Raw genomic sequence first — 22,814 nt, forward strand, 5'->3', positions numbered from 1 at the left:
AAAACTTGTTCTTCACATCCGTCCAAAGCGAGATATGAAGAACAAGTTACCTTTTAAATCATCCAAGCATTCCATCTGCTGGAATTTATCGTGCTAAGTTACTCACGAATTAATAATTAGATGTAGATTGTTCGCCTTGCATGATTTTCACACCGGAACTTGCGCCAATGCGAGTTGCTCCTGCATCGATCATTTTTTGCATATCTTCCAGACTGCGCACGCCGCCGGAAGCTTTAACGCCCACATCCGGACCAACGGTACGACGCATCAAAGCGATATCTTCTGGCGTTGCTCCACCCGTAGAGAAACCTGTGGACGTTTTGACAAAGTCAGCTCCAGCTTTTACTGCTGCTTGACATGCACGTACTTTCTCTTCATCCGTTAACAGACAAGTTTCAATAATGACTTTCACCAAAGCTTTACCCGCTGCTGCTTCAACAACTGCACGGATATCCTGTTCCACAACGTCATCTTTGCCGTCTTTCATCGCACTAATGTTGATAACCATATCCACCTCAGTAGCTCCTTTGGAGATAGCGTCTTTGGTTTCGAACACTTTGGTTTCGGAAGTGGAAGCTCCCAGAGGGAAACCGATAACGGTACAAATATCTACGCCAGTACCTTGAAGTTGTTCAGCAGCATAAGCTACCCAGCCCGGGTTAACACATACAGAAGCAAACTGATATTGTTTCGCTTCTTCGGTCAATTTTGCCATTTCACTTTGTGTTGCATCTGCACGAAGCAAGGTATGATCTATCATTTTGGCTAATTGTGGTGTAGTCATTTGAATCTCCCCTTATCTGAACTAGTTATTTTCTATATCCCTACCCTAACATGAACATATGTAAAAATCAATATGAACTTTTGTTCATCGTTGAAATCTTAATACATTCCATGAAAACTTCATTAAACAAAAGACTTCCCTTACCGGGAAGAAATCGTACAGTATAGCTTTTGTCTAAGAAAGCAAAACATCCGCCCATGTCGCGTGGCAGATGTTGTCATCCATTGAATTATAATCGGAGCAGAGCCTGAGCTGTGTATTGATCTGTTACCAAAATGTTGGCGTAATGACCTTTGAGCGCAGCATGAATGGCCTCTATTTTGCGCTTTCCCCCGGCCACGAGAATGGATTTCTCCTTATTTCGCAGCTCGGCCAGATCAATTCCGACGGTTCTGTTGTTAATTTCTTCACTGATCAATCGGCCCTCGGCATCAAAAAAACGTGAACAAATGTCACCCGCACCGGAATGCATCAGCAATTGTTGTTCTTCATCATTAAAATACCCCAGCCTGAACAAAAGTGCATCTTCCTTCACGGTACCTACCGTAAACATGGCAATATTCGCCTGTCGGCCAAGCTCCACAATTCTGCCAATATGTCGGTCTGCTTCCACCATTTTTTTGACTTCAATATTGTCGAAGATCACTGGCAAAGGCAAATATCGGGGAACTGTATGGAACGCTTCCGCAAATAAATGAACAATTTCTGCCGCATACGTATTCACATGGGAATGGCTTACGCCTCCCTTAAGTTGAACCACTTCCACGCCTTTAACTTGCTTGGGACGAAGCTGACGGGCTACGGCGTTCATCGTTGTCCCCCAGGTTACGCCAATAATATCCGCATCCTGCACCGTATCCTGTAAGTAATCTGCTGCTCTCTTGCTAATATGTTTCAAAATTTCTTCATCACTCTTCAACGGGGCAAAACAAACAAGCGCAGTATCCAGATTATACTTGGTCTTGAGCTCCCCGGCGATAATGTCGATATCCTCCAGGGGGTCCATAATTTCAATGCGAACGTAACCGCGATCTTTCGCATACTGAAGTAACCGCGATACGGTTGGACGTGACACACCCAGCCTTACCGCAATATCCTGCTGGCTGTAATCCGACTGATAATACAATTTCGCTGCTTCAATGCTTAATCGTTGCTTCTCCAGATCCATTCCCATATGCGCTCATCTCACTCATTCCTGTTATCGTTCGGATTTCACCTACACCATTATATTATACATGATTGAGTACCAGGTCACTATCCAGGTATAAAACGTTACTAACGATGCATACTACATTGGTCGCTTGTTAATGTGAGCCCTTTGGGGCAAAAACATCATAGAGAGGAAGAACCGCATGTCTACATTATTGTATATTACTGCCCATCCTCATGACCATGAAACGTCCTTCAGTATGGGAACAGGTAAAGCGTTTGTTGATGCATATCGTGAAAGCCACCCTTCGGATGAGGTCATTCATCTGGATCTGTATCGCTCAGATATTCCTCATATTGATGCTGATGTGTTCAGTGGATGGGGTAAACTTCAATCCGGCAGCGAATTGACTTCTGGAGAACAGGCCAAAGTTCAACGTTTGAATGAATTATCAGACCAATTCGCTTCTGCTGACAAATATGTTTTTGTGACACCGATGTGGAACTTCTCCTTTCCTCCAATTATGAAGGCGTATATTGACTCCATCTGCGTGGCTGGCAAAACGTTCCGCTATACGGAGCAGGGCCCGGTCGGATTGCTTTCCAACAAAAAGGCACTGCATATTCAGGCCCGTGGCGGCATTTATTCTGAAGGACCTGCGGCCCAAATGGAATCCGGCCATCGTTATTTGAGTATTATTATGTCTTTCTTGGGTGTTCCGAAGCTTGAGGGGATTTTTGTGGAAGGACATAACCAGTACAAGGAACGCGCTGAAGAAATCAAACAGCAAGCCATAGATGAGGCACGTACGCTCGCCAAACAGTTTAATGCTTAAATAGAACAAGTACAGCAACAAACACAAAACCCGCATGCCAACCCATGGAATATTAATTCCATAGGGCGGCACGCGGGTTTTTATTTTTTTATAATAAACGTTAGAGCTTTAATGTTGTCCAGCACTGGAACGGCTCATGGTTTCAAGTTTACGAGTAATGGCATTGCGGTCTACCTTCAGTCCCCAGATGGCTTCAATAATCTGTTCTTTCTCTTCAGGACGATCAGCGTGTTTGAGTTGCATTAACAGATCATGCATCTGTTCGTTAATTCCTTCAAATTGATTCCAAAGATCCTGTCTAACCTCGGTTGAATCCAAATGATGATTAGCATCCACTTCTTCTTTCAGTGCCTGCAGAATGGCCTGTTTCCACTCCTCATCACCCAGTTGTTTTGCTATGTTCAGGAGATCCAGATAATCGTCAACAAGAAGTGAGTTCAATTCAGCATGTGTTTTCATCGTTTATTGCATCCCCTTTTCATCTATTTACCCAGTATTATACTCGGTATTTCGGGATATGCAATACTTGTCGAAAAAAATTGTGGTCCTTTGTGCTTAACCTGAATCTCCAAGTTTTACTGGAAGTAGCGGTTTACATTGATGAATAAGCATTTTCATCTCGCTCACTTCGCTATAATGATTTAGGACTTTAGTTGTTGCAATAGCTGCACGCGGTAGGCTTCACTTTCAAGAGACTGAATCTCTTTGTATTGTTCCGCAGTAAGCACTTTGGGCTCCCCTGCTGCCTTGGCAATCATATACACCTTGGCACTTTCCTCCACTACCTGGGTGCGGTAGTAGGCTTCGCGCAGGTTTTTACCTGTGGTCACCAACCCGTGATTTACCAAAATAAGCGCTGTGTGCTCTTCAACCTTTGCAGCCACCGCATCGGCAAGAAGTTTGGTCGTTGGCAGAACATAGGGGACGAAGCCAATATCGCCTACAAGTGCGGACTGATCAGGGAACAAATGTGGCAATTCATTGAAAACGAGACTTAGTGCGATGGTGTATGCCGGATGTGTATGCACAATGGCCTGAATATCAGGATTTACACGATAACTGTAGAGGTGCATTAATACTTCGGAAGAAGGACGTGTCGATCCGGCACGTGTCTCTCCAGTCGCAATATCAATTGCAATCCATTCCTCGGGCTCCAGATCCTCTAGTGCATAACCACTCGGGGAAAGCAGCATCGTTCCTTCGGAACGAGCGCTCAGATTACCCCCTGGGCCAACCACCAATCCCTGAGCAACTGCTCTGCGGGCATATTTGGTCAATTCTTCCCTTACCTGTTGTTCAGACATGTTCTGCTCCACTCCTTTGACTTTTTCTATTTCAGCAGTTTGCAGAATCGATTTTTATCGTTCTAGCGCAAAATGCTCTTCTAATTGAATCTGTTCGCCAAGGTTTGATTCAAGTTCTGATAGATTTCGTAAGCTTCCTTCCACCTTGTGGTTTCTTCTGGCTCATAGGTCTCGGGAGAAAAGGAAGAAGCCATAATCTCCCGCACCTCGGACAAGCTGCTCATTTCACCATGGGCCAGGAATTGCAGCATGCAGTTGCCAGCCGAGGTTGCCTCTGCTGGGCCGGCTACCACCGGAACACCTGCTGCATTCGCCGTAAATTGGCACAATAAGCGATTATGCACGCCGCCACCGACCATATGAATTACCCGTGGCCGCGTACCTGTAATGAGCTCCAATTCATCCAGAGTCTGTCTGAACTCCAGCGCCAAGCTTTCGAGAATACAACGCACAATGGCTCCGGTCGTTTCAGGTATGGTTTGGCCGCTGGAACTGCACTGTTGCCGGATTCGCTCGGGCATGTTACCGGGTGCCAAATACACTCCATCTCCAGGCGATACATAACATTCATGAGCGGTTGCCGATGCAGCAAGCTGAACGAGTTCCTCATGGCTAAAACATTGATTCTCCCGTTCCCACTGTCGTTTGCACTCCTGCAATAACCACAGGCCTGAGCGATTCTTCAAGGTTCGCACTTTGCCATTTACCGTGCCTTCATTGGTGAATCCCAGTTGGCGGCTGCGATTATCCAGTACAGGGGTGTCACGTTCCACGCCCATGAGTGACCAGGTGCCACAACTAATAAAAGCAAATTCCGAATCTGTCGCTGGAATAGCTGCCAGCGCGGATGCTGTATCATGTGATCCTACAGATATCACTTGCATCGGTCCAGTTCGCAACTCCTCACACAAGTCATCCGTTAACTGCCCCAGCACCGAGCCGGGCTGTACGAGAGGTGGGAATAACGTCTCCGGGATACCCAGTCGGCCAATCAGCTGTTCATTCCACCGGGCCTCCCCGGCATGCAGCAGTCCGCTTGTACTCGCAATGGTGTACTCACAGGCCTGCTGACCTGTTAGATAATAGTTAAACAAATCCGGCATTAACAACATGCGCACACCCTGCCGGAGATCTTCAGGGTGCTCGCGTACACTTCCAAGCAGCTGAAACACGGTATTGATCTGTTGTGGCAGGACGCCAGACATGGAATATAGCTCTTCTTCATTTACCATGCGCAGGACTTCTTCCATCCACTTTGCATTACGTGATTCCCGGTAATGACGCGGGTTAAAACACAATCTTCCCGTCCCGTCCACCAATCCATAGTCGACTCCCCACGTATCCACAGCAATGGAACGGACAGGATGCGAGGTTCCTTGCATGCCTTTCACAATACCTTGTTTTAATTCGTGGAAAAGTCGCAGGAAATCCCAATACAATCCCTCCCCCAACTGCACGGGTTCGTTGCTGAATCGATGCATTTCCTGTAACGAGAGCTTGCTCCCGTCAAAAGTCCCCCGGACTACCCGACCGCTTCCGGCGCCATAATCAGCAGCAAGCACATGTGTTGTCTGAATCCCCATTTCTCCTGCCTCCTTCGCTTCAGCGTCAAGCCGTTTGGATATTATCGATACAAAGGTCCAAAGACGCTGCATGCTCGGTAATCGGCATTTTCCGGTTCACTTGTACCGAATAGTCCCCAGGCACGCGGACGGAAAATCTCGGATTCCGGCACATTATGCATACTTACAGGGATACGAAGCATGGAGGCCAATGTCAGCAGATCCGCTCCGATATGTCCATAAGAGATGGAGCCATGGTTCGCGCCCCACTGATTCATCACTTCATAGACCGAGGTGAAGGCTCCTGATCCCGTGAGGACAGGCGCAAACCAGGTGGATGGCCAAGTCGGATCTGTACGCTGATCCAGCGTATCATGAACTTCCTCAGGCAGATCAACGGTGTAACCTTGAGCCAATTGCAGCACTGGACCAAGTCCTTTGACCAAATTCAGACGTGTCATCGTAACAGGCATACCGCCCTTGGTCAGAAAATCAGCCGAATAGCCGCCGCCCCGGAAATATTCCACAGATGCTGGCCGCCAGGAGGTAGCTTTCAGGCAGTCCTGAACCTCTTCGTCTGTAATTTCCCAGAAAGGCTTGAGCACAGGTTCACCCGCTCTTGACTGTTGCCCCGTACCATCCAATGCTGCAGAACCGGAGTTGATCAAATGCAGAATACCGTCCTTTGCGTTTCCTTCCAGCTGATGTCCGGTCACGCGTTTTACCGAATCCGGACTCCAATAGGTTCGTACATCTGCGAAGATCTGCGCGGTATGTGTAAGCAGGGAGCCGAATAACATTGACACACCATTCAGGCTGTCGTTCTCCGTTGCCACCAGATAAGGTGATCGTTTGCCATTCCAGTCAAAGGAAGAGTTCAGGATGGACTCCAGAAAATCTCCGTTGGGTGAATGATCAGTCCATTGCCGTTGTCCCTGAAATCCCGAGACAATCGCGTGGTGGCCCATGGATTCCTCAGTGAATCCCAGCTCCGCCAGCTTGGGATTACCAGCCATCAGATCCCGTACGATCTGGGTCATTTTCACAACCGTTTCCCATTCATACTCTTTGCGTATGCGATCTGTCTGCAGATGGGCAGGATTGTTATCTTGTCCTTCACTGCAGTTCTCCTTCACCCAGGCCAGTGCCAGTTTATACTCCTCGGGATCGTAGATCTCCTCTTCTATCCGACGAGTCAGTTCACTCATATCCACATATTCGTTCCGCATGCCCAGATACTCCTGGAAAAAAGTATCGTTTACGATGGAGCCAGCAATGCCCATGGATACCGATCCGATGGAGAGATAGGCACGTCCCTTCAGGGTTGCAGCGGCAAGCCCCGCACGGCTGAACCGTAGCAATTTCTCACGAACGTCATCAGGAATCGTCGTATCTCCTCCATCCTGAACATCCTCGCCATAGATGCCAAAAGCCGGAATTCCCTTCTGTGCATGGGCAGAGAGTACCGCTGCCAGATATACTGCACCCGGACGTTCAGTCCCGTTAAAGCCCCAAATGGCCGTAGGAATGGAAGGTGACATATCCATCGTCTCTGTTCCATAACACCAGCATGGGGTAACGGTAATCGTCACACCCACGTTTGAACGACTAAATAGTTCTGCTGCTGCCGCTGCCTCGTTAACGCCGCCAATACAAGACTCGGCCACAACGCATTCAACCGGCGATCCATCGGGATAACGAAGTTCTGCTGCGAGCAGCTCGGCAACGGACGTCGCCATACGCATCGTCTGCTCTTCCAATGATTCGCGAACACCCTTGCGTCTTCCGTCAATCGTGGGACGAATACCAATCTTCGGAAATGCCTGTTTATAACGGTAATCCTGATGTGTCATACTAAAACGTCCTCCTTCAATGGGTTCATGGATTAGGTACGAATGACTTCTGACTTGTCCGTGTGCAGTTGGATGGGGCCAATTAAGGATTCTCTTCCTACAGTTCACCGATACCCGAGGTAACACATTACCGTTGGATGCCACAACGGCCACTTCTCTTTCTTGTTATGAATGCGTTTACAAATACTTTTTTAAATAAACCGCTCTATATTATTGACTCCGTTATGCTGTCCTCTTATTGAGTATGAAGGAAGCGATGTGAGCAAAAATGAAGAGCGGTTAGACTGAAATAAATCAACTTTTTTATGATTAGGGTTATCGGTAACCCTAAGATAGCATGAGCTTATGTTGCTGTCAATTGGCATTATCCTATAGAATGGAAAGACTATGTTGCGGAAAGGTTAGATTCCATTGATCACCATTTATGATATTGCCAAAAAAGCCAACGTCTCCGCCATGACCGTCTCCAAAGTCATTAATCAAACAGGCCGCATCAGTCCGGCTACACGAGAGCGTGTGCAGCAGGTCATTGAAGAACTTGGTTACATCCCCAACTCCAATGCACGAAGTCTCGTGCTGCAACGGACCCAGATGCTGTCACTGCTGATTACGGATATTACCAACCCCTTCTATACGACTCTGGCCCGAGGGGCTGAGGATGCTGCCAATCTGCGCGGTTATCGCCTTTTGTTCAGTAATAGTGACGAGGATTATGACAAGGAGAAAAATTATGTGGACACGATCTTGTCAACCCGTGTGGATGGTGTACTGTTTGCACCTGCAGGAGATCGCTCGCTGAATCACTTGAAGCAGCTGCAGGAACGCAACATTCCGTTTGTCATTTTGGACCGTACTGTCCCGGGAATCACATCGGACGTTATCGCTGGAGACAGCCGAGACGGTGCGCTTCAGCTGATTCGATATCTGACGAATCTGGGGCATCGCTGCATTGCTCTGGTCAATGGTTCTTCCGAGGTTTCGACTGCACGGCTGCGAGAAGAAGGGTATATGGAGGGACTCCGGGAAGCCGAGCTGCCCTTTGATGAAGGCTTAATCCTTCGAACAGGATATCGGGATTTCAGCGATGAAGAGGGTATCGACCGTTTGCTTGCACATCAGTACAAACCTACAGCCATATTTGCAGCAAACAACATGCTCGCCATTGGCGTCATTCGACTTTTACGTAAACGGGGGCTGCGTGTGCCTGAGGACATCTCGGTCGTCTGTTTTGATGATCTGGATCTGGCATCCGTCTTTGATCCATTTCTCACTGTTGCTGCACAGCCTGCCTATGATTTCGGTGCCATCGGCATGCAAATGCTGATCGATCGAATTGAAGGCAAGGCTGCTGAGGAGCCACAGAGCGTCATTATGCCGTCTGAACTGCGCATTCGCGCGTCCGCCTCAGTGCCTTCCAAATAAACAGGAGAGCATTTTAAGATCACTCCTGACTCGCGAGAAAAATAGTAGGTTGAAGCAAATACAAACAGGACGCATCGGAGAAGACTTCTCTGACTGCGTCCTGTTTGTGTTTATATTAAAAGTATTTCTAATACATATTTTGGATTCTAGCCCTCGGATTGAAGTGCCAGAGCCACTTCGCGAACCAGACCTGGGAACCAATCCATTAATGCTTCGAACGTATATCCTGCCTGCTCTGCTTTGGAAGTATCCATTGTCCAGGATTCCGAAATTCCAAAGGGTGACATATCTTCTTTGATCGTTTCGGACAGTACCTGGGATTGCATGCCGGTTACCGTTTCAATCAATTTCATCATGGAAGAGAGTGTTATAGCCCCTTTGGATGCTGCATTCACAGGTCCAGTAATGGATGAATGTCCAAGCCAAGCGAGAAATCTTGCGGCCTCCGTGGAATTAATGAATCCAATCTCGGCTTCCGGATTTGGCATGCCGATAGGTTTTCCTTTTTGCACATGTTCAATATGAAAATGAAGTCTTCGCGTGTAATCATCAATTCCGAGTACAATCGGAATACGCATCGCTGCCACCGGGAAATCCGCTTCCTGGAAAAACACAGCTTCCGCAAGACGTTTGCCCTCTCCATACGAGAAATCCTCATGGCTACCATATTGCACCGGATAGGTGTACGGATCAAAATCAGCTTCCGTAAATCCAGGTTTGGGATCTCCATATACCGAAAGAGTTGAAGTCAAAATGTATCTTTGGGTACGTCCTGCAAAAGCTTCGCATGCCGACTTCGCCGCATCTGGCGAGTAACAGATGTTGTCATAGACAATATCCCACATGTCGGTCTGCGCAACCTCGGCGAGAGATTTCGGATCTTCACGATCCATTTTAATCCGGTTAACCTCAGGTCCAAAGTCTACATCCGTTTTGCCGCGAGTTGCGACGGTGATCTGAGACTTACCTTCCCAAAGCAAATGATCAACCAGACGTTTGCCAAAGAAACGTGTCCCACCAAGTATAAGTACTTTTTTCATCCGATAAAACCTCCTAACCTGTTCTGGTCATACGTATCTTAATCTTTATTGAAACCTTCATGAATGAAGTGCTAGCTGTGTTGTTGCAACTCGGGTATTTTTACCGGGATTTCACAATATGGAGCATCGTATGTGCTCCCCGCTGGAATTCGTATGAAGTTTTCTCTTCACAAGTTATATATCCGCGTTCTTCCAGTATAGCCTTTAGTTCATCCATATGCTCATAACGTTTGCCAGACAAGTCTACCGTAGGAAAAATCCGCAGCTCCCGCTTGGTCACACGCAACAGCTCAAGAATCGTCTGAAGATGGAAATCGGCATTCAGGCGATCTGCATACGTAAACAGAAAATGCGCAGACAATGTCAGATCGAATTGTTCATCGACAAAAGGCAACTCCGGCAGTATAGAAGCCACATAACGGTCAGGAAAACGTTTCATATCTGCTACACAATCGATGATTGCACGTCTACGCTCTTCTTTCAAGCCCTGGATCGAACCGAAATCATCCCATCTATATTTTTCTTGTACCTGTTCCATTTGTTTCATCGTATGCTCTATGTCCTGAAGTCCCTTCGCTTCCAGTTGGCCGCTCTCGTATTCATAAGCAATATCCGCTGCCATAGGATCTACACCCCACTCTCGCGCATGGCTACTGAAAGAACAAGCCCCGCCCGGACAATCAAGAATGGACTTGCCTTTAATCTCATCCACAGTCAGGTTGAACATCTTCATATATTCCTCGAAGGTTCGCCCGATAAAAATAATCTGTGCCAGCTCCAGGCCGGCTGCTCGGCTCTTCTGCTCATCTCTGCTCATCTCGTCTCAGCTCACTTTCCAGAATTAATCGTTAGGAAAAACAAGACCAATCTGCTGCCGGATCTGATCCATCACCTGCATGGTAACATAGGAACGTTCATAGGTGTTCATGTCCGATTCCCTTTTGCCCTGCTGAATCAGATTTACAAATTCCTCTACCTCATAATACATCGATGGGTGAATTTGCTCGGCAGTAAGTTTCTCTATCGTACCATCATTGTAGCGTATCTCTGCATGTTCAGGTGAACCAATTTTGTCAATAATGATGCTGCCACGTTCGCCCATAATTTCGCTTGGAACATGAGAATTGGAGATTTTGGAGTACGTCACTACCGCTTCCATCTCATCATAATTCAGGATGACACTGCCTTGTCCGTCTACCCCGGATTCCAGCATCATCGCCTGGGATTGAACTTGGTTAGGCTCACCAAACAGTGTTATCAATGGATAGAGACAATACACACCAAGATCCATTAACGCACCGTTAGCGAGATCAGGTTTGAACGCATTCAGGACGATTCCTTCTTTATACTTGTCGTATCTGGAAGAGTACTGGCAGTAACTCGCCACATATTTACGTACCGGGCCAATCTTATGTAGGTGAGACTGTACCATTTTGAACGAGGGAACAAGGGTTGATTTCATGGCCTCCATGAGCAGAACTTCATGTTCTCGCGCTGTATCAATCATACGACGAACCTCTGCCCCATTGGCTGCCAAAGGCTTCTCGCACAAGACATGTTTGCCGTTTCTCAGAAACAACTCTGCCTGTTCGGCATGAAAGGTATTCGGTGTAGCAATGTACACGGCATCGAACCCATCACTCGCCGCCATCTCTTCCAGATTGGTGAATCGGTATGCAGCATCATATTGATCTGCGAATGCATTAGCTTTATCTTCAGTTCTTGAATACACGGCGGTCAATTCGAATCCTTCGACTTGTGCAGCGGCCTCAAGAAGCCTCTCTGTAATCCAGTTGGTACCTACCACTCCGAAACGAACCATTCAATCTACCTCTTTCGTAAATAAATTACACACTTAAAACAGCTTGCCATCCTGTACATTGTAGCCTATATTTCATTCAGATTGAAGGGAGGCAGATTTCCAACATATTGATATCTTGCTTTTATGTATGATAATCCCTCGATTTCAACGAATCAGGGGTATAATGAGAGTTGAGGTGATCTCTATGGAAAGTTATAACCCCTATCAAATAGATCCTGTTCCTATAGACGACAAACAGTGGAAAGCCATTATCCACAACGACAGCAACTTCGACGGCAAATTCTATTACGGAGTCAAGACAACAGGCATCTTTTGCAGGCCTTCCTGCAAGTCGAAAGCACCGAAATATGCGAATGTCTCTATATTTAATAACCCTGAAGAAGCATTGGAACGACATTTCCGTCCATGCAAACGATGCAAACCAACAGGTGAGCGAGTCCCCGATCAGGAGTGGATTTCCGTTGTAACAGACTATATTGAGCATCATTTTGCCGAGTCCCTGACACTTGATATTCTTGCAAACGTTAGTCACGGCAGTCCGTATCATCTGCATCGTGTGTTCAAACGGATTACCGGCCAAACGCCTGTGGAGTATATTCAGGAAAAAAGAGTCACCGAAGCCCGCAATTTGCTCGAAAGCACCGGGCTTACGGTCACCGATATTGGCCGTCAGGTCGGCATAGCCAATCCGGCATATTTTATTACGGTTTTTCGAAAACATACTGGATGCACACCTGCAAATTACCGTGAACAGAGGCGTGATGAATCATGAAGACCAGCCTATTATACAAATTACCCAAGACGTTGCTGAACAAAGGAACCGGGTTCCTTAATGGCTATACGCATACACTGAATCCCTACACAGGCTGCGCTTTTGGCTGTTCCTACTGTTACGTAAGGCAAATGCCAGTATCTTTATTTCGCAATGAGCCTTGGGGAAGCTGGGTTGATGTGAAACAGGAAGCCGCCAGTGTACTTGTCAAAGAGATGAAACGTGCGAAAACGAAAGGTAAAGTCACGATCTTTATGTCATCCAGTACTGATCCGTATCAGCCTGTTGAGTATAAGGAGCAAATCACGCGTTCCTTGCTGGAAGTTATGGTTGAACAACCGCCCGATTTTATATTGGTTCAAACCCGAAGCCCACTCGTGACTCGAGATATCGATCTGCTGCAAAAGTTGGGTGACCGTGTGCGTGTAAGCATGACCGTGGAAACGGACCTGGACGATATTCGCAAAAAGTTCAGTCCGGCAGCTCCACCAATTGCAGGCAGATTGCGAGCTTTGGAACAACTTCGGGATGCCGGTATCCCCACACAGGCTGCTATTGCACCCGTATTGCCCAGCAGCGAAAACTTTGCAGCCGTCCTAAGACCGCTTGTCCAGCGGGTATGCATTGACGATTATTTCATGGGGGATGGCAGTGAGGGCAAGCGAACACGGAGACTTGGCATGGAATCGCTCTACCAGCAAGTAGGTAAGGAAGATTGGTACAGCCCTGAAGCTTACAAAATTGTAGCTCAACGAATGAAGGCGCATTTTGCGGAACATGAAATCTGGATTAGCCAGGCTGGATTCGAACCTTAATCATGCTTGAACATAAAATGAAAAATAGCCCTGCTTCCCACGTATTGGGAGTCAGGGCTATAGCTTTATCTTGATCGATTATTGATCGAGCGTGTACAATGGTAGATTTGCAGGCAGTGCAGCCGGGCGCTGACACGTGCTATCCATTTTATAGAAAGTCTGTTCATCCGAAGAGTCATGGAACGCCCACATGGCTTCGAGCACATGATAGGCTAATTCTCCACTCGCCCGGTGATCGCGACCGCTGTTCACTGCATAAGCCATATCAGCGACACCGATACCGCGTGTATTTTCCTGATATCCCGGCAGAAGTGGAACTTCAGTCCACTCCTCATCACCCAGCAAACGGTAACGAACCGGACCGCCGAATGTGTTTGGATCAGGAACCTGGAGGGTTCCATGGGTGCCATATACTTCAATTGGTGGCAGTACACTGCCGCCAAATACGTCAAAACTCGTGATCAGCGTACCGATCGCTCCCTGTTCAAATTGCAATAATCCAGCTACATGTGTTGGGATTTCGACAGGTACGGTTTGACCTCTCTTCTTCTCACTCGTAATCGTCCGCTGTTCCATCGCTTTGCCTGTCATGCCAGCTATCGACTTGATTGGCCCAAGCAACTGTACGAGCGCAGTCAGATAATAAGGCCCCATATCAAACATCGGCCCGCCACCGGCTGCATAATAGAACTCCGGATCGGGATGCCAGTGCTCATGCCCACGGCTCATCATGAATGCAGTGGCTGCCACAGGTTTGCCGATGACACCATCCTCCACCACTTTGAGAGCAGTCTGAATGCCCGAACCGAAGAACGTCTCCGGCGCACAGCCTACGAGCAGACCTTTGCGCTTGGCCGTTTCCAGAACTGCCTGACCCTCTTCACGTGTAACAGCGAGTGGTTTTTCCACGTAGACATGTTTGCCTGCTTCGAGCGCTCGCAAGCATACATCCGCATGAACGGCAGGAATCGTCAAATTAATGATCAGATCGATCTCGGGGTCTGCCAAAATTTCATCAACCGTGTACACGTTAGGAACATTATAGGCAGCTGCCTGCTCCTCAGCCCTGTTCCGGTCAAGATCTGCAACCGCAACAAGATCGAGCACCTCAAATCGATGACAGTTCTCCATATAAATACCGCTGATTTTACCACAGCCTATAATGCCTACTTTCATTGTTTTCATGCCAGGGCTCCCCTCGTTTTCCACTTGATATGGCGCTTCCAGAACGATTCTCAGATCGCTGTTATGTGGGCAAAAATATTTATCTCAACGGATACCTTTTAGAATTAAATCAGTTATTTTGGTTATCTGCCATTCCTGTGTATACCTCAGCGACTGCATCCGTGCGGCTTTGGGCGAGCGCTTTGCCTGCTGCAGTCCATTTGAAACCACTGCGCATCATTTCAGTAACTTGCTTCATTTCTACGATGTCTGCATGGTGTCCGAGCGAGTTGTAGAATACACGACCAGCGCCCCAGCGTTTGGTCCAAACAACAGGCATATCCACCGGGCCATTCGCTGCATGAGGGCCGTTAACGACTGGAAAACGAGTCGTTGCCAGTACTTCCACAGCAGGGTCCACATGCAAATAATACTGTTCACTTTTCACCTGGAAATCTTCAATATGATCCAAGAGCGGACTGGAACCACGCTTCATGTTTACCGTGTACTCCACGCCGTCGTTCCCCGGATGCGCAACCCACTGTCCCCCCGTCATGAACTGCCAGTCGACGTTGTTACGGAACGCATCACACATCCCGCCATGAAGACCCGCAAGGCCCACGCCGCTCTGAACAGCCGCAGATACGTTATTGACCAGTTCCTGTTCAATCTGCCCCATCGTCCACAGGGGAACGATCAGATCCAGACCCAACAGTTTGTCTGCGTCCGCATAAGCATTCAGTGTATCTGAAACCTCGACCTCGAATTGTTCTTCCTTCAAAATGCGTTCAAATATCGCTGCTACCTGCTCCGGTTCATGTCCATCCCAGCCGCCCCATACGATTAGTGCTTTGCTCATCACCGATCACTCGCTTTCCGGAAGTTAAGTTATTGTTATTCTATCGGACCTTGCACAAAATCAAGACCTCTCAGAGGCCAAAACATCCAGGCTTATATCTAGTTCTTATTTCAAATGAGTGCCAACATGACGTGCACTTCACAGTTCCAGTGGTCGGACCACTTACATTTCTTCTAACGATACCCAGCGGCGCTCTGTAACGGAACGTTCAACCGCTTCCAATACCGCTTGACAGGCAACGCCATCGTGAAAACTTGGCTCAGGCTGACGTCCTTCGGAGATTGCAGTCACCAGCTCCAGCATTTCATGCGTAAACGTATGCTCGAACCCAATCGTATGACCTGCAGGCCACCAGGCCTCTGAATATTTGTGTGCCGGATCGGTTGCCAGAACACGGCGGAAGCCCTGCACATCTTCCTCGTCCTTTGTAAAATACACTTCCAGTTCATTCATCCGTTCAAAATCAAACCGGACACTGCCCAGACTGCCGTTAATCTCAAACGAGTTAGTACTGCGGTGACCTGCTGCAAAGCGTGTAGCCTCGAAGCTGCCCAGCGCACCATCTGCAAACCGCGCGAGGAACAAAGTGGCATCATCGACCGTCACCTCACCCTTTGGAGCATCTGCGTTCGAGCTGCCTTTGGCGCTAAGTCCGGTCATTTCCGAAGCAAGCGGCCGCTCCTTAATGAACGTTTCGCTCATCCCGATCACTTCCTTGAATTCGCCGACCAGGAAGCGTGCCAGATCAATCAGGTGTGCGCCGAGATCGCCATGCGAGCCGGAACCTGCTACTTCCTTTTGCAGACGCCATACCAGCGGGAACGAAGGGTCCATAATCCAGTCCTGAAGGAAAAATGCGCGGAAATGATAGATTTTGCCCAGACGTCCGCTTTGCACCAATTCTTTAGCCAGCTGCACAGCCGGAGAGAAGCGGTAATTGAATCCAACCATGTGCGCAACTCCTGCTTCTTCTGCAGCCTGGAGCATTTCACGCGAATCAGCGAGCGATAGAGCCAGCGGCTTTTCGCAGAACAGATGTTTACCCTGACGAGCGGCTTCCAGAGCGATTTCCTTATGAGCATCACTTGGAGCATTAATATCGATCAGATCGATATCATCACGTCGTACCAGCTCACGCCAATCCGTTACACTTTCAGACCAGCCAAACTGGCTGGCAGCCTCCTGAACTCCCTGCTCGTTGCGTCCACAGATTACCGACATCTCGGGCTGCAACGGGGCAGACGGGAAAAACATCGGCAGGCTACGATAAGCATTGCTGTGGGCTTTCCCCATAAATTTGTATCCAACCATTCCGACACGAAGACGATTTGACATGGTCATTTCCTCCTTTGGGATAAAGCTTGTAATGTATTAATTGCGGATTGAAGATGCACGGATAATCAGCTCCGTAGGCAACAACTGCCTTGCAGTTACTGGGGTGACTTCAGGACTGGCAGTTGAAGCTCTTGCCCCCAATGATCCATGAATCAGCTTGGATGCAGCCAGTTCTCCCATTTCATAAAAGGGAACCCTGACGCTGCTCAGCGGTGGAACCGCCATCTCCGCAGCATCGGAGTCATCGTAACCCACGAATGCGGGGAAATCCTGAACCTTGATTCCGCGCTCGCGCAAACCATGCATAACACCGATCGCCATCCGGTCATTCGCAGCAAATACAGCATCAATCTCGCTAAGCCTGGCTGCAATGGTGGCAGCAGCCTCCACCCCGCTTCGTCTGCCGTAATTCCCCTCCAGCAGCAGGCTGGAATCCATATTCATTCCGGCCTCATTCAGTCCGATCTGAACGCCCTGAAGCCGCTCCTGACTGTTGGAATAACTATCCGGACCATTGAGAAAGGCAATATTCCGGTACCCCTGATCGGTTAAGTGGCGTATTGCCAGCCTGCTGCCCTCCACATGATCAGCATCCACTTCCATGAATGATTCGCCTGCAAAGTGCTGATTCATGACGCAGAACGGATGCCCCTCCTGCTGAAGCTGCTGCATGGCTGCCAATTCCCCGTGATCATCTCGCGCGCCGAGAATGATGCAGGCATCCACTTTCTGACGGCGGAACAGATCCGTATAATTCATCACTTCACCCGGTGTCCTGAACATGACCAGCAGGTCCATGCCGCTGTCCCTGGCTTTGCTCCCAATGCCGCTCAGCATTTCCGAGAAGAAATATGCCGAGAACAAGTGCGCCTTCGGAACGTAGGGCAACACCACGCCAAGGTTACCGCTTTTACTTCTCGCAAAGCTGCGGGCCAGTGCACTGGGCACGTAACCCAACTGCTCGGAAGCTTCGAGCACCTTGCGACGGGTCTCTTCTTTAATAGGACCAACGCCATTAAGAACTCGGGATACTGTAGCTTCCGAAACACCGGCAAGATCAGCCACTTCTTTACGGGATGCCATGGATCTCACCTCCTTCATGTTTCCTGAACACATGCAAAACCGATGCAATCTATAAAATATGATATTTATGTACGCGCGTACATCTTCTCATGTGTTGTAACCGTTGTCAATGCTTTTAACATAAAAAAAGATGAGGATTTGTGTAAACAAATTCCCCATCCTTTTCTTATGTTATTCTCCTGTAACTTGTCCCATATTCACAGCCGAGAACAATTTTAATTTAGGTCGTCACACCGTTACCAACGGATGATTGACTGAACTCCGCCTGTTCCAAAATGGTGACCTGACTCTGAATGCGATCCGAAGGTTCAGGTGTCGATTGAAGCTGCCGCACTTTGTGCAACACTTCTTTATTCGGAAGGAAATGCTGAGAACGGATGAAACGAATGGTTTTAGTTTTGGCACGCATAACGATGGAATCGGTCTCAGCCCGGTCATCTGCGAGGTAACGCACACCGCCTAAAATCTCACCCGGGGTCACACCCGTTGCCGCAAAAATAACATCCTCCGTGCCGATCATATCCTGCATCGTTAATACTTTGTAGGGATTGTCGATCCCCATCTGCAAGCAGCGCTGGAATTCATCTGCGTTGGCAGGCATCAGGCGACCTTGAATCTCTCCACCCAGGCAAGACAGTGCGGCTGCAGCAAGCACGCCTTCCGGCGCTCCACCTGATCCGACATACAGATCAATTCCCGCCTCCGGGAACGCAGGTGCCATCGCACCAGCAACGTCACCATCACTAAGGAACTTGATTCGCACTCCAACCTTTCGTAAAGTTTTGATCGTGCTCTCATGCCGGACACGGTCAAGAATCATGACAGTTAGATCTGAGATGTTTTTGTTCAATGCTTCTGCGGCTTTCTCCAATGTCACCTCAACCGGGTCTTCAATACTGACCTTGCCGACTAGAGCCGGCCCAACTGCCAGCTTCTCCATGTACATATCCGGTGCGTGGAGCAGGTTGCCTTTTCCCGCCACTGCAATAACCGATAAAGCGTTGTTGAGGCCCTTGGCTACAATCTCTGTACCTTCCAAAGGATCTACAGCCACATCAACCTCGGGTCCCTCAGCGTTGCCGACTTCCTCGCCGATATACAACATGGGTGCTTCATCCATTTCTCCTTCACCGATTACCACCGTGCCGCGAATGGACACGGAATCGAACATGGCGCGCATAGCCAAAGTAGCTGCCTCATCTGCACTATTCTTGTCGCCCCTCCCCATCCAGGGAGCTGAAGCTAACGCAGCCAATTCTGTTACTCGGACAATTTCCAACGCCAGTTCGCGTTCCATTTTTCCCACTTCCTTTCCAGTTTCCAAAAGCATACATTGAAAGCGGTACTAAATCCATCGCAAATCCATATGAAATTGATCTAAAACAGGCGTAACAGCTCGCTTTTGGGAAAACGACCCATTCGTTCTCTCCTCAATAAATACACACAGTTTTACAACTTTGAACAAGCTATTTTACACTTCTAATCCACCGAATAACACTGGTTTGAAGCGGTCGATTCATTTTATATTTTTTGAAACTCCATATTCATCGCGTTGAGAGTGTAAAAAGGCAAATCCGAACAAATTAATGCAGATAACAAGGTGTTTATTATATGAAAACTGAATCTACTGAGAAAAATACTAAACGTTCTCACATTCATCGAAAACGATTTTCGTAGGCTCATTTACAGCCTTGATGCACTGCCAAAGGAACAATATTGATGAGGTTATGTGCAAGGTATGTTCTTCAAAGATTCGACCTGAAAAACCACCCAAATCCAGCTCTATACGCCCTTTGGACATGACTATCAATATAGATACAGCTTATGGAGGTCATCGAAAATAATAAGTTTACATAATAATTATTACGTACAATAAATCCTTCGATTTTTAATGTTTTCCCTCAAAAGGTCCATTTTTTCTACATTTTTATTCATTACACACATATGATCTGAATTTTTGCCCAAACTTTGCAGGTTAGGAGCTTTCTATCTCAGTCCCCAACATGGCAACTGCAATTTTCAGGAAATCCTCTCTTTGAATCTGCAAATGCCCATATCTAAAATGATATCCCCAACGTGCCTGTCCTCGAGTAAGGATCAGTTGGTCCAGCAGATCAGCGATCTTCACCTGCTGACAAGGATAATACTGGACATTCCTCCGATATGGCACAAAGGAATCCGACATGCGGTAGGTGTACACCTGATTGTCTGCTACACGTCCTATGGCGGTAAATGCTTGAAGCACTTTGCCCCCATGCAAGCTTGTTCGAGGCGAATAATAGATCAGCCAGTCGCCTGCATTCATTCTACGCAGAGGTGCTGCCTTGCCGTGACAGAGCTGAGCAAAGCCACCTTCTACGCCTTTCTCCACATGAGAGGCTGACACAACGCCGATCCAGTAGCGGTTTCCTTGTTCAGATTTCGCCTCGACCTCTAACTGAGAAGCCAGTTCACTCGTATAAATCTGCTTTATTTCTTTACTGGTGATCATCAAATTATGTTTTTCCAGTTCATTCATCCCTCTGCTCCCGCTCTTCCCATGCTGTCTTCAGACGTTCAAGCTGCAAAAAATGATGACGATAATGCATCTCGACCAATATAAACCAATCGTCTGCATTCAAACCGCCGAATCTTGGATGTGGCAGCGTACATTCCGATGTTTTTCCTTCCAGCAGCAGGTCCATTTTCCGCATTTCATCCCTTACTTCAACCAACCCTTGAATTATTGATTCTCTTCCATCCGGTTGAAGCGGAGTATACTCCGGAGAAGCCGGGACGTGAATACGGATCGGCGGAAAACTCGCTTGTGCAAAAACAGCTTCGCCTGCTTCTGTTTTGCCCTGGTTTTTCTTCTTATCAGCGTCCTCGTCTGCACTTATACAAGTTCGAACATTGGCTAAATGCATTTTCATCGCAGACTGAATTAAATGCTGGTACATCTGGCCGACCGACCACTCCATATCACTGGGTTTGTATCTTAACTGAGCATCACTCATCTTATCCAGTTCTTGTAAATAACGTTCCAGCGTCATCTCAAAATGACGTCGAATCTCACCTTTGTTCGTTGTTCTTGGCGTATTCATACAAATAAACAGCTCCTTCAATCGGTTATAAACCGATCATACACAAACACTACTGACAGCGTTATGTCAGTAGTGTTTAAGAAGATTGCTTGCTTCCTCGCGAATACGTATCCTCAACGATTCGGGCTCCAAAACCATAGCTGACGCTCCCCAGCCAAGTATCCAATGCAGAACGTCTTCTGGATGCCTTACACGAAAATCTGCATATAATCCATCGGATTGCAGATCTGCTTTCTCCATGTAGAAATTGTTCGCTTCAATCACCCTGTCTGCAATTCGACCATGAAACCATACACGGACATGAACATCACGATTGTCAGGTGGTGAGTAGCTATGAATATCAAAACCCGAAGGAAGTTCGAACGGATCAGTGCTGATCTCCAGATCGCTCATGCGGGATATACGAAAATGACGAATCTCTTGTCGCAAATCGCATCGGGCAATCAGCATCCATGAGCCTTGCATCCAAAGCATCCCGTAAGGGGAAGACATACGAGCCGTCTTTTGCACGCTCTCATTAACCGTTCCAGGCTTATGATAATGAAAGCGGATTTTGAGCTTATGCTGCATTGCGGTTCGGATGACACCCATATGTTCGATTTCACGCTCGCGTGCATCACTGTCCGCTGAACGAAGTAGACGGATACCCTGTCGTATTTGTCCAACCTCTTCTCGAAGAGGGCCGGGCAGGATGGCCTCAATTTTGGAGCGGGATGTGAGGGATGTGCTCTTGTAATAGCTATCGAAGCGCTGCTCAACAAAATCAAGTCCGATCAGAAGAGTTACCGCTTCTTCAGCGGTCAAGCTGACCGGAGGCAAAAAGTATCCTTCCATAAGAGAATATCCTACTCCGGGTTCTCCCACTATAGGAACACCTGCCTCACATAACGCCTGAATGTCCCTGTATATGGTACGAACACTAGTTTCAAACAAGAGGGCTAAATCTTCCGCTCGTTGCACCTTCCCACGCTGCAGCTCAAGAACGATGGCCAGCATACGATCTGATTTGTTCAAGAACACACCTCCTTGTGTGTAATATCAATTACACCCTCTTCATTGGACATTTATTATAAGTAACATATGGACAAATGAAAAGCATACGGACTGACAAGTCCTCACTGTGCCCGAGTTGACCTATTTTCGTAAGATGTTTCATTGAACAACAAAGACCAACCCGCAGAGCGTAAGTTGGTCTATAAAAATTTTTATGATACAGAAATTCAGATACAATCTTAGTCCCCCCCACTGCCATCACATTGTTCTATCCGCCACTTAGAGATAGTTAGCAAGCAATAAGTTACAGCTTATGGAGGTCATCGAAAATAATGAATTTACATAATAATAATTACGTTATTTTAAGTTCAATTTTTTGATATTTTCTTTTAAAAGGTCGATTTTTTCCCCACCTTTATTCACCACATAAATATGGTCTGGCTTATTGTCCAGACTTTTACCGCTAATCATCAATTGATGACAGCCTTCTATGTTGTATTTTCGAATATATAATCCCGATCCTTCATCTTCATAAGGGTACGCTGCAAAATCATTCCATGTCAGGCTGTCTCCTTTCTCAGCCAGAGTATTCAGTTCTTTTAAGGGAATGGATGAACCCGACTCCTCATGATCATTATTTGCCTGACATCCTGAACAAAACGCAACCAAAAGCAACAATACTAAACTGAGTTTTCTAGGAATAAGTTTTTTCATTATTGTTCCTCCTTAAAACAAAAAAAGATATTGGAATTATTTGTAATAAATATCTTGCTTTCTTCAACATTGTACCAAAACATAATTACCTTATATTACATTTTTTTGGAATCATCTTAAACACATCCACGTATTCTGGACATAAATCAGCTGATCGTAATTATGGAAATGGCCTTAATTATTCCACTTGGGGCGGATGGTACATTATCAAATATTAATCGTTA

General features: G+C 47.3%; 22 protein-coding genes. 4 read left to right on the forward strand and 18 right to left on the reverse strand.

The features are described from left to right. Positions 1–109: 109 nt before the first annotated feature. Complete coding sequence (gene deoC / locus Q0V21_RS09040; RefSeq protein WP_079344641.1) at positions 110–784, reverse strand: deoxyribose-phosphate aldolase; 675 nt, start codon at positions 782–784, stop codon at positions 110–112. Between the two features lie 229 nt (positions 785–1,013). Beyond that, positions 1,014–1,952, reverse strand: a complete 939-nt coding sequence (locus Q0V21_RS09045; RefSeq protein WP_285075697.1) for a DNA-binding transcriptional repressor DeoR — start codon at positions 1,950–1,952, stop codon at positions 1,014–1,016. Positions 1,953–2,136: 184 nt separating this feature from the next. Between Q0V21_RS09045 and Q0V21_RS09050 the strand changes: the two genes are divergently transcribed. Further along, positions 2,137–2,769, forward strand: coding sequence for an FMN-dependent NADH-azoreductase (locus Q0V21_RS09050; RefSeq protein ID WP_301878521.1), 633 nt, complete (start codon positions 2,137–2,139; stop codon positions 2,767–2,769). A 108-nt stretch (positions 2,770–2,877) separates the two neighbouring features. Here Q0V21_RS09050 and Q0V21_RS09055 read toward each other — a convergent pair whose 3' ends face one another. From Q0V21_RS09055 to Q0V21_RS09070, 4 genes are all read right to left on the reverse strand, one after another. Further along, positions 2,878–3,228 carry a hypothetical protein gene (locus Q0V21_RS09055; RefSeq protein WP_094939639.1) on the reverse strand — a complete coding sequence of 117 codons (351 nt, stop codon included), beginning with the start codon at positions 3,226–3,228 and terminating at the stop codon, positions 2,878–2,880. Positions 3,229–3,410: 182 nt separating this feature from the next. Further along, positions 3,411–4,073, reverse strand: a complete 663-nt coding sequence (locus Q0V21_RS09060) for a class II aldolase/adducin family protein (protein WP_301878523.1) — start codon at positions 4,071–4,073, stop codon at positions 3,411–3,413. Positions 4,074–4,153: 80 nt separating this feature from the next. Continuing rightward, positions 4,154–5,656, reverse strand: coding sequence for a rhamnulokinase (locus tag Q0V21_RS09065; RefSeq protein ID WP_301878524.1), 1,503 nt, complete (start codon positions 5,654–5,656; stop codon positions 4,154–4,156). A 41-nt stretch (positions 5,657–5,697) separates the two neighbouring features. After that, entirely contained in the window at positions 5,698–7,488 is a 1,791-nt protein-coding gene (locus Q0V21_RS09070; RefSeq protein ID WP_301878525.1) for an L-fucose isomerase, read from the reverse strand. 411 nt (positions 7,489–7,899) lie between these two features. Between Q0V21_RS09070 and Q0V21_RS09075 the strand changes: the two genes are divergently transcribed. After that, positions 7,900–8,910 carry a LacI family DNA-binding transcriptional regulator gene (locus Q0V21_RS09075; RefSeq protein ID WP_301878526.1) on the forward strand — a complete coding sequence of 337 codons (1,011 nt, stop codon included), beginning with the start codon at positions 7,900–7,902 and terminating at the stop codon, positions 8,908–8,910. Between the two features lie 146 nt (positions 8,911–9,056). On the opposite strand, the gene Q0V21_RS09080 is transcribed toward Q0V21_RS09075, so the two are convergent. The 3 genes from Q0V21_RS09080 to Q0V21_RS09090 form a co-directional block, all read right to left on the reverse strand. Continuing rightward, a complete protein-coding gene (locus Q0V21_RS09080; RefSeq protein ID WP_079344627.1) occupies positions 9,057–9,950 on the reverse strand; it encodes an NAD-dependent epimerase/dehydratase family protein in 894 nt (297 codons plus the stop codon). A 100-nt stretch (positions 9,951–10,050) separates the two neighbouring features. Beyond that, positions 10,051–10,767, reverse strand: a complete 717-nt coding sequence (locus tag Q0V21_RS09085; RefSeq protein WP_301878527.1) for an SAM-dependent methyltransferase — start codon at positions 10,765–10,767, stop codon at positions 10,051–10,053. A gap of 24 nt (positions 10,768–10,791) precedes the next feature. Continuing rightward, the gene (locus tag Q0V21_RS09090) at positions 10,792–11,772 is read right to left on the reverse strand and encodes a Gfo/Idh/MocA family protein (protein ID WP_301247027.1); all 981 of its coding nucleotides are present in this window, start codon (positions 11,770–11,772) and stop codon (positions 10,792–10,794) included. Positions 11,773–11,956: 184 nt separating this feature from the next. Here Q0V21_RS09090 and Q0V21_RS09095 point away from each other — a divergent pair, with 184 nt between their 5' ends. Together Q0V21_RS09095 and Q0V21_RS09100 are read left to right on the forward strand one after the other, a co-directional pair. Then, complete coding sequence (locus Q0V21_RS09095; RefSeq protein WP_301878530.1) at positions 11,957–12,544, forward strand: bifunctional transcriptional activator/DNA repair enzyme AdaA; 588 nt, start codon at positions 11,957–11,959, stop codon at positions 12,542–12,544. Continuing rightward, entirely contained in the window at positions 12,541–13,359 is an 819-nt protein-coding gene (locus Q0V21_RS09100) for an SPL family radical SAM protein (protein WP_301878532.1), read from the forward strand. The genes Q0V21_RS09095 and Q0V21_RS09100 overlap by 4 nt, the downstream gene beginning before the upstream one ends. Before the next feature lie 78 nt (positions 13,360–13,437). On the opposite strand, the gene Q0V21_RS09105 is transcribed toward Q0V21_RS09100, so the two are convergent. From Q0V21_RS09105 to Q0V21_RS09145, 9 genes are all read right to left on the reverse strand, one after another. Continuing rightward, on the reverse strand, positions 13,438–14,544 hold the full coding sequence (locus tag Q0V21_RS09105; protein WP_301878533.1) for a Gfo/Idh/MocA family protein: 1,107 nt from the start codon (positions 14,542–14,544) through the stop codon (positions 13,438–13,440). Positions 14,545–14,653: 109 nt separating this feature from the next. Next, complete coding sequence (locus Q0V21_RS09110; RefSeq protein WP_024631996.1) at positions 14,654–15,382, reverse strand: ThuA domain-containing protein; 729 nt, start codon at positions 15,380–15,382, stop codon at positions 14,654–14,656. A 162-nt stretch (positions 15,383–15,544) separates the two neighbouring features. Continuing rightward, positions 15,545–16,717: a Gfo/Idh/MocA family protein gene (locus Q0V21_RS09115; protein ID WP_079344613.1), complete on the reverse strand. Its 1,173-nt coding sequence runs from the start codon at positions 16,715–16,717 to the stop codon at positions 15,545–15,547. A 36-nt stretch (positions 16,718–16,753) separates the two neighbouring features. Further along, on the reverse strand, positions 16,754–17,800 hold the full coding sequence (locus Q0V21_RS09120; RefSeq protein ID WP_301878535.1) for a LacI family DNA-binding transcriptional regulator: 1,047 nt from the start codon (positions 17,798–17,800) through the stop codon (positions 16,754–16,756). Between the two features lie 220 nt (positions 17,801–18,020). Next, on the reverse strand, positions 18,021–19,097 hold the full coding sequence (glpX, locus tag Q0V21_RS09125; protein ID WP_024631999.1) for a class II fructose-bisphosphatase: 1,077 nt from the start codon (positions 19,095–19,097) through the stop codon (positions 18,021–18,023). A 678-nt stretch (positions 19,098–19,775) separates the two neighbouring features. Continuing rightward, positions 19,776–20,318, reverse strand: a complete 543-nt coding sequence (locus Q0V21_RS09130) for an EVE domain-containing protein (RefSeq protein WP_443145772.1) — start codon at positions 20,316–20,318, stop codon at positions 19,776–19,778. Further along, positions 20,311–20,883 carry a DinB family protein gene (locus Q0V21_RS09135; RefSeq protein ID WP_301878536.1) on the reverse strand — a complete coding sequence of 191 codons (573 nt, stop codon included), beginning with the start codon at positions 20,881–20,883 and terminating at the stop codon, positions 20,311–20,313. The genes Q0V21_RS09130 and Q0V21_RS09135 overlap by 8 nt, the downstream gene beginning before the upstream one ends. Positions 20,884–20,949: 66 nt before the next feature. Next, a complete protein-coding gene (locus Q0V21_RS09140; protein WP_301878537.1) occupies positions 20,950–21,897 on the reverse strand; it encodes a helix-turn-helix transcriptional regulator in 948 nt (315 codons plus the stop codon). Positions 21,898–22,233: 336 nt separating this feature from the next. Beyond that, entirely contained in the window at positions 22,234–22,590 is a 357-nt protein-coding gene (locus Q0V21_RS09145) for a hypothetical protein (protein WP_301878538.1), read from the reverse strand. Positions 22,591–22,814: the final 224 nt, after the last annotated feature.

It is taken from the genome of Paenibacillus sp. 11B, assembly GCF_030487755.1.
Lineage (GTDB): Bacteria > Bacillota > Bacilli > Paenibacillales > Paenibacillaceae > Paenibacillus > Paenibacillus vandeheii.